General features: G+C 42.3%; 10 protein-coding genes. 2 read left to right on the top strand and 8 right to left on the bottom strand.

Annotation, left to right across the window (positions count from 1 at the left end):
* Positions 1–104: 104 nt before the first annotated feature.
* From QSJ46_RS15175 to QSJ46_RS15165, 3 genes are all read right to left on the bottom strand, one after another.
* Positions 105–1,643, bottom strand: a complete 1,539-nt coding sequence (locus tag QSJ46_RS15175) for a bifunctional GNAT family N-acetyltransferase/carbon-nitrogen hydrolase family protein (RefSeq protein WP_285604947.1) — start codon at positions 1,641–1,643, stop codon at positions 105–107.
* Positions 1,644–1,658: 15 nt separating this feature from the next.
* On the bottom strand, positions 1,659–2,324 hold the full coding sequence (locus QSJ46_RS15170) for an HAD family hydrolase (protein WP_039177430.1): 666 nt from the start codon (positions 2,322–2,324) through the stop codon (positions 1,659–1,661).
* Between the two features lie 310 nt (positions 2,325–2,634).
* The gene (locus QSJ46_RS15165; protein WP_047202867.1) at positions 2,635–2,982 is read right to left on the bottom strand and encodes a DUF5365 family protein; all 348 of its coding nucleotides are present in this window, start codon (positions 2,980–2,982) and stop codon (positions 2,635–2,637) included.
* Positions 2,983–3,091: 109 nt separating this feature from the next.
* Here QSJ46_RS15165 and QSJ46_RS15160 point away from each other — a divergent pair, with 109 nt between their 5' ends.
* A complete protein-coding gene (locus QSJ46_RS15160; protein WP_285604946.1) occupies positions 3,092–4,000 on the top strand; it encodes an RluA family pseudouridine synthase in 909 nt (302 codons plus the stop codon).
* Positions 4,001–4,036: 36 nt separating this feature from the next.
* Here the strand turns inward: QSJ46_RS15160 and QSJ46_RS15155 are convergent, their stop codons facing one another.
* The 3 genes from QSJ46_RS15155 to QSJ46_RS15145 form a co-directional block, all read right to left on the bottom strand.
* Complete coding sequence (locus QSJ46_RS15155) at positions 4,037–4,603, bottom strand: class D sortase (RefSeq protein ID WP_075611082.1); 567 nt, start codon at positions 4,601–4,603, stop codon at positions 4,037–4,039.
* Between the two features lie 46 nt (positions 4,604–4,649).
* Entirely contained in the window at positions 4,650–7,553 is a 2,904-nt protein-coding gene (locus tag QSJ46_RS15150) for a 5'-nucleotidase C-terminal domain-containing protein (RefSeq protein ID WP_285604945.1), read from the bottom strand.
* Positions 7,554–7,640: 87 nt separating this feature from the next.
* Positions 7,641–11,021 (bottom strand): CheR family methyltransferase, encoded by a 3,381-nt coding sequence (locus tag QSJ46_RS15145; protein ID WP_269773384.1) that lies wholly within the window; start codon positions 11,019–11,021, stop codon positions 7,641–7,643.
* A gap of 144 nt (positions 11,022–11,165) precedes the next feature.
* On the opposite strand from QSJ46_RS15145, the gene QSJ46_RS15140 reads away from it, so the two are divergent.
* Positions 11,166–11,819, top strand: a complete 654-nt coding sequence (locus QSJ46_RS15140) for a spore coat protein (protein WP_285604944.1) — start codon at positions 11,166–11,168, stop codon at positions 11,817–11,819.
* A gap of 25 nt (positions 11,820–11,844) precedes the next feature.
* Here the strand turns inward: QSJ46_RS15140 and QSJ46_RS15135 are convergent, their stop codons facing one another.
* Both QSJ46_RS15135 and QSJ46_RS15130 read right to left on the bottom strand, forming a co-directional pair.
* Positions 11,845–12,720, bottom strand: coding sequence for a hypothetical protein (locus QSJ46_RS15135; protein WP_352230653.1), 876 nt, complete (start codon positions 12,718–12,720; stop codon positions 11,845–11,847).
* Positions 12,721–12,876: 156 nt separating this feature from the next.
* Positions 12,877–13,383, bottom strand: a complete 507-nt coding sequence (locus tag QSJ46_RS15130) for a YhcN/YlaJ family sporulation lipoprotein (protein WP_047202861.1) — start codon at positions 13,381–13,383, stop codon at positions 12,877–12,879.
* Positions 13,384–13,402: the final 19 nt, after the last annotated feature.

The raw sequence follows: 13,402 nt of genomic DNA, 5'->3' as shown, positions 1-13,402 counted from the left end.
GAATCTTGAACAGGTAGCAGCGAAAGCCTTAGCTCGTCCAGCTGCTATGTCATTTTAAAAAATGTCATAAAAAAGAAGCGCCTTGTGGTAGGCGCTTCCTTTCATTATTTCTTATATTCAATATGGTACACATCTCTTCTTCGGTCTTTGAGCTGACGTACCGTTCCATCTTGCCGCTGTCTTCTTAAAATTTCTAAATCGACATCGCCAACGACAACCATTTCTATATTCGGATTACACTCTCCTACAATCCCATCTCTTGCAAATTCAAAGTCAGATGGGGCAAAAATCGCTGATTGTGCATATTGGACATCCATATTTTCGGTTTGCGGAAGGTTTCCGACAGTTCCAGAGATGACGGTATAAATCTGGTTTTCAACCGCTCTAGCCTGTGCACAATAACGCACTCTTAAATAGCCTTGACGGTCTTCTGTACAGAACGGAGTAAAAATAATTTTTGCTCCTTTATCAGCTGCAATCCGAGACAGTTCAGGAAATTCAATATCGTAGCAAATTTGGATCGCAATTTTACCACAGTCCGTATCAAATACCCGAACCTGATCACCTGCTGAAATCCCCCACCATTTTCTTTCATTCGGTGTGATATGGAGCTTATATTGCTTTTCAATCGTTCCATCACGTCTAAATAAATACGCGATATTGTAGATTTTCCCTTCCTCTTCAACGAAATGGGATCCACCAATGATATTAATGTTGTACTTCACAGAAAGGTCTGTGAACAAATTAATGTAGTCCTCGGTATATTCCGTGATACGCTGCACTGCAAGACTTGGGGAGCGCTCCTCTAAATAAGACATGAGCTGCGTTGTAAAAATTTCTGGGAATACGGCAAAGTCAGCTGACGCATCTGATGCGACATCAACATAATACTCCACCTGATTCATAAATTCCTCAAAGGAATGAATTTGTTTCATCGCATATTGAATGACGCAAATGCGTACTGGGAACGCCGATTTATAATATCTTTTTGATTGCGGACGATAATCGACGTTGTTCCATTCCATTAGCGTCGCGTATGTGCTGGATGCCTTATCATCCGGCAAATAATTCGGATTAATCCGCATCAGGCTGAATTCATTTAACAGCTGAAAAGATAAAACAGGATCATAAATTTGGTGAAGCATGACCTGCTCGACATATTGACGAGGCGTCATTTCCTCTTGGTATTTATGATAATTCGGGATGCGTCCCCCAATAATGATACTTTTCAAATTTAATCTTCTTGCTAAGTCTTTTCTTGCTTCATATAAACGATGGCCAATTTTCATGCGGCGGTACTCAGGACTAACCATAACCTCAATTCCGTACATATTCATCCCATCTGGATTATGGTTTGTAATGTACCCATCATCTGTGATGTCCTGCCAAGTATGACGGTCATCGTATTCATCAAAGTTAATTAATAAACTTGAACAAGAGCCAATGATTTCTCCCTCAAATTCAGCACAAAACTGCCCTCCTGGGAAATGTTCAAGATGGCTTTCAAGATGCTCCCGTTTCCAAGGGTCCATGCCCGGAAAGCATACCTCTTGTAAGGCAATGATTCGGTCAATATCTTCTTCCCGGATATTACGGATCACCATTCTTTTTTCAAACCGCGTTAAATCGAGTTTTTCTGCCATGATGTTTTTGCCCCCTTACTGATCCTCTTTTTCAAGCTGATGGAATAGCTGGAGCAATTCGATTTCAGCCATGGATTCTAATCTCACATCGTATTCTTCAAATTGCAGCGTGCTCGTCACTTTATTTGGGACGATGACGCATTTCATGCCTGCCCGTTTGGCAGCCACTGATCCATTCACTGAATCCTCAAAAGCCACACAATCCTTTGGCTCTACACCTAAGCAGCTTGCGGTTTGCAAATAAAGCTCTGGATGAGGTTTGACTTCTTCCACATCATCTGACGTACGGATACATTCAAAGTAATCAAAAAGACCAATTTGCTTCAGGTGATCAGACACCCATTTATAGTCTGAGCTGGAAGCAAGTCCAATCTTGATCCCAAGCTCCTTCGCTGCCTGTAAATAAGCTTCTACGCCAGGTCGTGCTGATTCATCCTTTATTCTCTTTTGAAAACGAGAACGCCGGTCCGCAGTGAGTGCCTCATGATCGAGCGTCTTTCCTAGCTGTTTTTCCAAGTATTCAAACGGCTTAAAGCCTGCCTGCGTCCCGATGACGTTGCCCCAAACGGAAAGAGGCAGCTCTGACTCATGCTCCGCAAACATTTCTTGTAATACTTCATATTCATGTGTTTCTGTATCTAAAATTAATCCGTCAAAATCAAATATAATCGCCTTTACCAACGAGGCCACTCCTTTTTTTTACGAAAGTCTTTAATATGATACTCAATGCTATCATATCGTGAATAAAATTGACTTTCAAAGATGAATGTCTGCTAAAATAATTATGTATAAAAGGAGCCTGTACCATTTTGTCAGGCTCCTACCCGTGTTCGGTTCATTCTGCAAGAGGTCCAAGCGCTCCGATTCGTGGAGAAATAGGCAATGTTGAAAAAGAGCGGGTTTGGTATTACAGATCTAAAGGTTTCTCCGTTCCCTTAAAAATAGTATGTGCGGCAGCCTTGTAAGTTAACAAGGAAGTTCACACCAACTTTTACGCATTTTGAAGGCGGCGGCTGGCAAAATCGTCTAAATCAAACGGAAAAGAAAAGCCGCATGCATTGACCTGCTCACGGTTTCGCTCGAATAGCTCACGATCACACTTTGTAATATGGCGTTTAGGTTTTACAATAATGGTATGTAATAGCTGAAGTCCCGATAAAATACGAAAAGCATCGTCCATCGTTCCATTATAAACCCCTTCAACAAAGGTTAGCGGGCGTTCTTTTTGACGCGCAGCTGGGTCTTCATCGACAGGATGGGATAGAAGATCTTCAACATCCTTTGATATTTCTTCAATTGCCTGCTCCTGCAGGTCTGTAGCAGCTTTCATTAATCTCACGTGACATCTACCTCTCTGTCGTTATTTCTCCATTCAGAATAGCACAGAAAAAAAGGCGTTCGCCAAGGTAAGTGTTTCCTATATATACCCAAAGAGAGGAACGGATATCATGAACATTAAAGGACACACGCTCTCGCTAAAAGCAGGCGAGCAGCATCATGACATTTCACTGAGTCAGTTTTTAAAAACAGCCGTGTCGGCCTCAAAACCGATTATCCATTTTTGGATGGAGCACCAAAAAATACGTTTAAATCAAAAGCCTGCCCATCACGCGGCAAAGGTTAGTACAGGCGATCACATCTTGATCGATTTATTTGAAACGGAAGAGAGTGATGTAACGCCAGAATATGGTGAATTAGAGGTGCTTTTTGAGGACGAGCACTTATTGATTGTGCAAAAGCCCGCTGGACGACCAACGCACCCAAATGAAAAGGGACAAACGGGCACACTGGCTAACCTTGTGGCCTTTCATTTTCAAGCAAATGGCGAGGAAAAGCGAGTAAGACATATCCACAGGCTTGATCAAGATACAAGCGGCACTGTCATTTTTGCTAAACACAGGTTAGCTCATGCTGTGCTTGATCAAATGCTTTCTAAAAAAACGATTCGTAGAACATACATCGCCATCGCAGAAGGACTTTTCAAGAAAAAGAAAGGCACTATCGATGCAGCGATCGGCCGTGACAAGCATCATGCCGTCAGACGAAGAATCTCTCCTACTGGTCAAAGTGCTGTCACTCACTTTCAGGTCATGGACAGTAATAAACGTCTGCAAATGACAGCCGTCAAGCTGCAACTAGAGACTGGAAGAACACATCAAATTCGAGTCCATCTTAGCAGTCTCGGGCACCCTTTAGCCGGAGATACACTTTATGGCGGAGCTCGTCATCATATCAACAGATGCGCTCTCCATGCCAAACAAGTAGACATGACACATCCTTTTACAGGTGAGCACCTGAGCATAGAAGCACCGCTTCCTCTAGATATGTCCCAGCTCATGGACGAAATCATCCATTAAAAAAGAGCCTGCATTTGAACAGCAGGCTCTTTTTGTTTAGACAGATGCTCTTTTTGCATAAATAATATACCGCTCTGGTGCATTGCCGACGAAATGAAATGGATAGCATGTTGTTAACACCAGCTCTTCCTTTTTATTCTGCAAAGTAATAATGGAAGTATCATGCTGATCCACGATTTTCGTATGTGTGATTTCATAAACAAACTCACCATACGGCACAGTGATTTTCAGCTGATCCCCAATATTCAGTTCACCTGTTCGGCGAAACACCGTGTCACGATGGCCAGATAGGACGATTTGTCCCTTCTGATCTGGGTAATAACTGCCTTTGTAATGCCCGACTCCTTTGGCAAGATCATCCGCATCTGTCCCTTCGACAATGGGAAGGTCTGCTTTTAATTTCGGAATCGTCAGGATGCCAGAGGCTTTCCCCACACCAGGAGAAAACTGCTTCTTTGACATCCCTTGATCGTCCGCTACCGCTTTCTTTGCATCTTCTAATGATTGTGCCGTTTGAAGGTGCGTAGAGGCAATTTGCCAAATTCCCCAGCCGAGCAAGACAATTCCTGCTGTCATCACAGTAAGTGCAAGCCACTTTTTCATGCTTAAACTCCTTTACCTGTTACATTTCTCTTAGATGATACGGTCTTTAGCTTGCTGCTTTTTCTTCTTGTTTTGCTTTTTGAATGCGTCCCTCTTTTTGATACACAATGGAAGCTCCTTCAAAGCTCTTCACAAAAGCGACAGTGGCTTCTAAATCCTCTGGACCTGTTTCAGGATTTTTCCCCAGCCGTCCTATCGGTGCATATTTACTGCCAGTTGCAGTTGCCATAAAATTATTCACCGTGAGTGTATACGTTTGATCGAGCGCAACGGCTGAACCATCTGGAAGCTTTAAGTCGACTACTTTATATGTTACCGGATCATAGGAATATGAAAAGCCCGAAATGCTATAATCTGGTCCAAATTGAGGAGAAATTTGCGCTTCAATGATCTCAGCCAAGTCTTTCCCCTTAATCTCAAGTTTAACTAAAACGTTGCCAAAGGGCTGAATATTAAACAGATCTCCCCACGTAATCGGCCCTTTTTCAAGGTTTTGTCTGATCCCGCCGCCATTCATCATGGCAAAATCACTTTTCATAGAATATCTCATACCATCGGCAATCAAATTACCGAGCGGCGTGTCTCCATCATTTGAATAGCCGCCTTCCATTTTGACACCAGCTTCTCCAACTACCTCACTAATAATCGGCTCAACTTCTTTCCCGTAATGAGCCAAGATGCCGGCTGCTTCCTTGTCCTTTTCAATACCAGACTGGTCTACATACTGGATATTCGCACTCTTTTTGACAATATCCTTCGTTTTGCGGTCAAGTGTTACATTAACTTCGCCAATGGCCTTCCCATATTCAAAGGCTTGAACAATTAATTTCCCATTGACCTCTCCGTTTACGACTTCGTGATTATGCCCTGCAAAGATGACATCAATTTCATCATCGCCTTCTTTGGCAAGCTTCGCACTCTCTCCAGTGATGGTATCTCCATTTTGCGAGGCTGTCATATGAGCTAAAACCGCAATGGCCTTGATCCCTTTTTGTTTTAATTCCTTCGCGGCTTCATTTACGGCTTTAACTTCATCTGTAAACTGAATGTCTTTAATTCCTTCTGGCATGACCATTCCTGCGGCTGATTTTGTCACAACACCGATAAATGCTACAGGGATTCCTTCGACATCCATTATTTCATATGCAGGTAAAAGTGGTTTACCTGTATCCTTGTATTCACAGTTTGCACAAACGAGCGGAAAATTCTGTCCGTCATATCCCTTTGTGCCTTTAGGATGTTCTCCGCCATTTATGATCCGTAATAGCTCGTCCACCCCTTCATCAAATTCATGGTTGCCGACCGTGCCAACATCAAAGCCAATGTTCTCCATGAGTTCAACCGTTGGTTCATCTTGCAGAAGAGAAGATATTGGAGAGCTGCCGCCAATCATATCTCCAGCATGGACTGTGATCGTATTTTTGTTTGCTGCTTGTTTTTGTTTCATATAAGCCGCCACATAATCCATCCGTCCGTACGTTCCTTTATTGCCATCACCTTTCAGATCCAGTTCGTATTGTTGATCAATTTTCCCGTGTAAATCATTCATGCTTAAAATGGTTAATGGGACTTCCCCAGTTCCTTCTGCCGGCTGATAGCCAGCCTGTTCTGCTTCTTCTTTTGAAGCAAAAAAGATGCGTTTATCTACAGCGATTTCTTTCCAGCTGTCAGGCGATACGTACGTTTTCGCTGATGAATCACCGACGTAGCGTGTCAGTCCTTTTTTCTGTTCACGTGCTCTAAATTCAAACGGCTGTTCCAGCAGCGGATCTGCTTCATTCCAAATGCCAAGCCCTTTTTCTTTCGCTTCTTTGACAGCTTTTTGGAACGTTTGATAGTCTTTTTCATCTCCAACTGGCCATATGAAGTACGTAGGGGCATATCCTTTTTTCACAAGCTCTAAATTCGTATTGATCCCTTTTTTGGTTTTGACTTGAGCTAAAAGACGTCCATAGCCGTCCTTCGCTTCTGGACCAATCTTTAATGTGACTTTATCTCCGCTTGAAAGAAGTGTGTTTAAATAGTCCGCCGCCTTCTGTCCAAAACGCAGCTGATTTTGATCTAATTCATTTTTGGGCTTATGGTACGTTTCCGGCGTGTCCATATTCACAAAGCGCACCTTTGTTGTACCAAGCACAGGCTTCTTTAAATGAATCGTATCTCCATCCACCACCCGGTCAACCGTTGCCTCGTATTCTTTCTTGATTTTTGGCGGCTTTGGCTGGCGTTTCAGCAGGCTGACATCACCCTTGTGTCGTGGAAGCACCTGCAGCGTATCATACCTGCTTAACACTCCTGTAAACTCATACCATTTCCCTGTCTTCACTTCATCAATGGCACTTGTATCCACCATCACTCTAAGGGTGGTGCTGTGATATTTTTTATCAATGATCACCACATTGTATCCACCGCCAGCCGGCTGCTCTGGTTTTGATTCAACATAGCCCTTGACCTTCACAAGTTTTCCTTCATGTTTACGTGCCTGATCCGTTTCTAGTTGTTTCACGGAGACTCGCTTCGGCTTTGGCAAGGCTTGATTCACACCATCGATCTTCAGGCGGTCTCGATCCGGCACAATTTCAATCAGTCCTTTATAAGACGTGATCTTCCCCGATACTGTCACCTTCATGCCCGCTTTTAGTTCTGGGAAGTTGTCAGGCTGTGCTGAATATATATTGATTCCAGCTGATTTGTCTTGAATGTACGTTGACAGTTTCCCATTGCCTATAGCAGATTGATCTGCTGTCACAATTCCGCTCACTGTCACTGTCTCTCCGATTAGCTGACGGGCTTTCTTGATTTTCATTGGCTTCTTTTGGTTCCATACCGTTTCCTTCTTTTCAGACGCACTGGCTTGTTCTGCTGTGATCACGCCAGGCAGTAAAGTTTGCAGACTAAAGATCACCAAAACCAAACAGCAGATCATTCGAATGGATCGAACACGTTTCATTAGACCTCTCCCCTTCCGAGCTTCATCTCTCATAGTGTACTAAGTAAATATTGATGGTAGATGGATTTCTTGTAAATCTTATGTCTGCTAGCTCATTGGAAACGTAATAATCACCCGTGTCCCCTCAAAGCTTTTGCTTTCAAAACGAATGCTGCCGCCATGGCTTTCAATGATTTTAATCGTCATCATTAAACCAAGGCCAGTCCCTTTTTCCTTCGTTGTATAAAAAGGTTCACCCAGTTTCCCTATTTCGTCTTCTGGTATGCCCTTACCTTGGTCTTCAAAGATCAGCATCATCTGATTATGTTCCAATACGGATGTGACCTGAATAACACCTGTCACACCATCCATCGCTTCAATACCGTTTTTAAGAATGTTTAAGAAAACTTGTTTCAGCTCATTCGGTATACCTTGAATGTTTGGCAGCGACGGAGACAAATTCTTTTGAATAGACACGCCTTTTAAAACCGCCTGTGATTCAACGACCATGATCACTTCTTCGAGCAGAAGATTGACTTGTACCGGCTCAAATTTCACCGATTTGCTTCTAGAGAGCACAAGGAATTCATTAATAATGGCTTCAAGTCGATTAAATTCAGACATCATCACATCTGCATAATCCTTCTGATATTTCTTACTTTGAATCATCAGCTGTAAAAATCCCTTTAACGACGTCAGCGGGTTCCTTATCTCATGGGCGATGCCGGCTGCAAGCTGACCTACTGCGGAAAGCATCTCTGACTTCATCAGCATCTTCTCTGACTGCTTTTGATTCGTAATGTCTTCTGAAATCCGCATCACGGTAGACTGCATTTTGTCAGGATCATCAATTCGATGTAAAGAGACCCTCTCCCATCGTTCACGACCTGATAAATCCTGAAAGTACAGCTCACCTGTCCAGCTGCCTTCTTTTAAACAAACGTCCCATTGCTTTTCTAAATCATCACATTGACACAGCGAATGATAGACAGAAAAGATATCTTTGCCGATCAGGTCATATTCATGCTGCTGCACAAACTGGCAAAAACGCTGATTCACGCATTGGATGACCCCTTCCTCAGTTGCAACAACAATATGGATATGGCTATTATCCAGTGCTGTTACCGCTAGATGAAGTGACTGTTTCATTTTTGTCATTTCCGTCATTTTAATCCACGTCATCACCGCTCCCTCATGATCTTGGTCAAGGATAGGTGTGATGTGAACGGTGAATTGTTCTCCTTCATTCGTTTCAATTTCTCGTTCGATGACGCGCTTGTCCGAGATAACGGATTGTATGTCATGATAGAGCGTTTCCTGCGTAAGTTTCTTAGCCATCGATTGAAAGGATTGCTGGTGCCTTATTTGAGCTGAAGTAAATAAAGAGGCAGCTGTAGGAGTGTAGTAGCGAATATTCATGTCTCGGTCCACAAACAACGTCGTAAGCTCCGGCTTGACAGAAGGTCTATATAGTTCTTCCCTTGTTACCCTTAAGTTGTTTATGATATTAATAAAATGATCGTGTTTTTTCTCAAGCTCCGCTATTTGCGTGTTTTTCGCTTTTAATTGAGCCCTTGCCTCCTGCTCTTTTTGTTTGACTTCATTTAGTTCATTTTCTAAGTCGACAATACGCTGTTGATAGACTGAATTCTGATCTGGCATCCCATTTTCCCTGCTGTTCTTTTGATTTTTCCCTCTCTCATTCATTCGAATGAGAATGACGTATACTCCTTTAAAACGGCGATCAAAACTCTTTACAGTAAAATCCGCATACTGCTTTTTTCCTTTTTCCGAAATGAGAACATGCTGAAACACAACCTCTGTCTCGTCAGTCCACACCTTTTGAAAGGTTTGGCTTAACATCTCTTTCAAATATTCAGGTGTCACATATTCACATGATTGATCTGACACTTCTACATGGTCTAAGAAGGAATAGGCCCCATTTGACATCGCCAGGATTTTGTTACAATCATTAATGACTATACATGCATCATAATCCTCGCTTACATCCTTCATATATTGTGCAGCTCGCTTTTTTAACTCGGCATCACGAGCGTCATGTACCCAAGGGACACTAGGTGCAGGAACGTTGGAATAGGTGTAAATGTTCCACTTCTCATTGAACAATTGAAACAATCGAGGGATATTGGAGATCGTTTCATTTGGCCCTAAAATCAACACTCCTTGATCTTTTAAAGCATATTGGAATCGGGATAATACTCGTTTTTGCACTTCTGGCTCAAAGTACATCAGAACATTTCGGCAACTGATAAAATCGAGGTGGATAAAAGGTGAATCAATCAATAAATTGTGAGGAGCAAAAACAATATGTTTTCTAAGCGACTGCTTCACAATAAAAGCGTCACCTTTCTTTTCGAAATATCGCGCCCGCCATTTTTCCGGTATGCTTGCCATAGATTCTCTCGAATAAAGACCTTTACTAGCTATTTGAATGGCTTTTCGGTTGATATCTGTCGCAAAGACTTGAAGTTCAATGGACACATCTCTTCGCTTCATTTCTTCTAAAAATAAAATTGTAAAAGAATAAGCTTCTTCCCCTGTCGAACATCCCGCAATCCAAATTCGGCATCGAGATTTCCCGTTGTTCATTGAATGGTCAATGATTGACGGTATCACCTTCTGTTCACATACTCGCAAAGCCTCCGTATCTCTAAAGAAAGTAGTCGTGCCGCTTAGGAGCTGAGCGTGCAGGCGATCAAGCTCATCTGGTTCTCTTTCTAATAAACGATCGTACTCTGATAATAATGACATCGGCTCGTTTGCAGTGCGCATACGCTTTTGAATGACAGAAAGCAGCCTTTTCTTCTCATAGGCTGAAAAGGCAATCCCTTTATACATTTCAAGACGTTCAATGATTCTTAGTAAAGCTGGATCCATCTCATCAGTATGCGGAACATTGATGATATTGGCCATATATGCCGCAAGGGTGGCTGGATTTTTGAATGTGTGATGATACATACTGTCAAAACCACTCTCTACCTCACTGCACGATAAGGCTGTACCGCCTTGCTCAACCAACTGCAGCAATCCACTCCCCACACAATGACCTTTTTGAAAGAAGATCGCAAACGCCTCTTCCTTTTGAACACTGGCAAGTGACTTAAAAAGCGAGTTGACAGAGCATGTCTTGTTTGTTGGCAGCTGCTCAGACACATGAAGCCGGTGATCTTCCGTTAACGTCACTGCTGCATGCTGCGGACAAAAATAGATCGTCTTCTTCATGACTTTCTCACCATGTATAATCGTTTTTGCCCGGTAGCCAATCGGTAAAACAAGTGCTTCCAAATCTGTTATACAATCGCCTGTCACATGATTTTGCACAACAATAAAAGAGGCATTTAATTCATGTGGTAATGATTGAAAAAAAGCCTCAAGATGATGCTGTTCAAATGGCGAAACACCGATGCCGATCACTGGTGTCTGCACATGTTCGTCTTCTATCAAACGATTAATGATTTTGTCCTGCATCTGGTACCCCCATGTTCATTCGTCTGATACTTTTTTTCGACAAAAAGAAAGAAAACCCTCTAATTGTAAATAATGTTTTTTGCATGAAAACGTGAAAACATCCTCACATTAAAACAGATTGTATAAACAGAAGGAGGAATTTCAATGCAAAACGATCAGCAGCCAATGTTTCAAGGAAGCGCTCAGCAGCCTGAACTCAACCATGGCGGGCATGAGTTATTCGATTTACATGAAATTTTAGCCGGCACGATTAATATTTTGGATCAATATATGATCTTCCGGCAATTTATTCAAGATCCTGCATTATCCGACATCCTGGATCGACAATATCAATTCGTTTTATCCCAGTACAATGTCACTGTAGATTGTTTTTCTACCGGTCAAAAGCCTAGTGAAGAAACCGCTACTTATATGATGAAAGAACACACACAAGTGACATACGGAATCAAACCTTCTCAGCCGAAGAAGCCGAAGAAGCCGAACCAGTCACTACAGGATGTAAAAGACTTAGGCATCACAGGACACATGCTCAGCCTAGTCAAATCACACGCTGGGTTACTTTCAATGTCAGCATTAGAAGTAACAAACCCTGTTGTCAGACGTGTGCTTGCTGCGCAGATTCCGAACTTTATCGAAATGGCGTATGAAATTTTCTTGTATCAAAACAAGCATGGCTACTATCAAGTTCCTCAGCTTTCCAAACAAGACATGACAGCCATGACGTCAGCTTTTGCACCGCTTCAGGGGCAGGTTCAAATGCCTCCTAGCAAGGCCGATCAACAAAAGCCTCTTCATTAAAAAAACGGCTGACCCCCTTCTTTGGTCAGCCGTTTTTTCTTTGATACATGACTTTAAACTGATCTTCAAAATCTGTGAGCCTCTTCCCCGTCGCCTGTTCAAAGCCGCTAGCAAATTGGCCCGTTTTCGCAGTTTCCTCTATGATTTCATGTATGACGTCTCGTCCGTAAAGCTGCACCAGCTCATAGATCATATAATAGCTTTGTAAATAGACATCTGTCTCATACGTCACACGGGAATTCTGCCAGTCTTGATCAGAATGAAGAGATTGAAAAGGAATCACGTCGAAGCGTTCAGACGTAGCATTTAACACGTCATAGGCCGTCCATTCTGCTGTTCCTTCGTGGAACCAAAGCGGAAACATTCCTGGAGACACTTCATATGAATGGACCTTTTCATAGAAAACAAAATGAGCATACTCATGAATAAACAACGTATTGAAAAAGTATAAAGGCAGTGTCTCTTTCTTCAATAATGCTTCCCGTTTATCTGGATATAAGCCAATCATTTGATCATGATCAGAGTAAAATCCGGTAATATGCTTGATCCCCGCCATTTGTTCGATCGACTCTTTATCATCAAAATAGATAACGTCTAAAGGTCTGTCAGCTTCAAATTGAAACACTGACGCTGTCCTTTTCTCTGCCTGTTTCATGGCCTCTATTGTCAGATCAACAAAAGCTTCCTCTTCCTCTGCATAGTAGATTCGAATATGTTCATAGACTTGCTTATTGAGTCCCTCCGTTATAATCGATTTAGGAGAAGACTGCTGCTCTAAATATTGTCCTGTCAGCTGAAACGCAACATAAATCAAGTACGCGGTGAAAGCATAAAAAATCAGACCTGCTGCAATCATTCCGCCTACAAGTTTTTTATGAATCAATGACGGCTTGCCTTTCATTTGCTCCCCACCTGAATTCATCCTGCACCCTCTTTCTCTTTCTATGAAGAAACAAAGATCAACAAGAGGTGATATATTTTTTACTTTATGCAGTCAGGTGCGCGAGGTGCGGTTCCAAACAAAAAAGCCGCATATGACATACGGCTTTTGTCGTAGCTATTTTGATTCAGGGAAGACACGTCTAACCGTTTCAGTAAATTCATCGAAGAATCCTGAAATTGGCTCTCCGCTTTTAATACGTTTTCCGTAACCTTTCATACGATCGACAAAGTCTGGATTAGCAGATACATACACGTTGTCGATTTGTTGATCCGTTGATTTGACTTTGTCTGAAATTTTCTTTTTCAGATCGTCCGTTACATCACCGCTTTTATTGCCTTCAAGTACAACGGCAACAAATGCGTTTTTTCCTGTGACAAGCACGTTCGCTGTTTTCACTTCAGGCATATTCGCTACAAGTTCTGACGCCTTATCTGCCACTTTGACCTTCTGAGGTGTTTGAACATCTGGCTGATCCTGTCTCATGTTGTCATTCTTATATGTGACATTTTCATATTGCCTTTTCATTGTTCCTCTACGCTCATCGCCTTGATTGTTCATTCCACACCCAGCGGTGATTAATGTTGGCACGAGCAGTAAAGATAGCATCCATTTCTTATTCATCAATTATTCCCTCCTTTTG

This window comes from Bacillus sp. YKCMOAS1 (assembly GCF_030268125.1).
Classification (GTDB): domain Bacteria; phylum Bacillota; class Bacilli; order Bacillales; family Bacillaceae; genus Bacillus; species Bacillus safensis.
The sequence above is the reverse complement of the archived record's forward strand: the minus strand, read 5'-3'. Positions and strand labels throughout refer to the sequence as shown.

Excerpts from the sequence above, each read along its gene's own strand:
- QSJ46_RS15175 (WP_285604947.1), bottom strand. The coding sequence starts at position 1,643 with ATGGCAGAAAAACTCGATTTAACGCGGTTTGAAAAAAGAATGGTGATC.
- QSJ46_RS15160 (WP_285604946.1), top strand. The coding sequence starts at position 3,092 with ATGAACATTAAAGGACACACGCTCTCGCTAAAAGCAGGCGAGCAGCAT.
- QSJ46_RS15155 (WP_075611082.1), bottom strand. The coding sequence starts at position 4,603 with ATGAAAAAGTGGCTTGCACTTACTGTGATGACAGCAGGAATTGTCTTG.
- QSJ46_RS15150 (WP_285604945.1), bottom strand. The coding sequence starts at position 7,553 with ATGAAACGTGTTCGATCCATTCGAATGATCTGCTGTTTGGTTTTGGTG.
- QSJ46_RS15145 (WP_269773384.1), bottom strand. The coding sequence starts at position 11,021 with ATGCAGGACAAAATCATTAATCGTTTGATAGAAGACGAACATGTGCAG.
- QSJ46_RS15140 (WP_285604944.1), top strand. The coding sequence starts at position 11,166 with ATGCAAAACGATCAGCAGCCAATGTTTCAAGGAAGCGCTCAGCAGCCT.
- QSJ46_RS15135 (WP_352230653.1), bottom strand. The coding sequence starts at position 12,720 with ATGAAAGGCAAGCCGTCATTGATTCATAAAAAACTTGTAGGCGGAATG.
- QSJ46_RS15130 (WP_047202861.1), bottom strand. The coding sequence starts at position 13,383 with ATGAATAAGAAATGGATGCTATCTTTACTGCTCGTGCCAACATTAATC.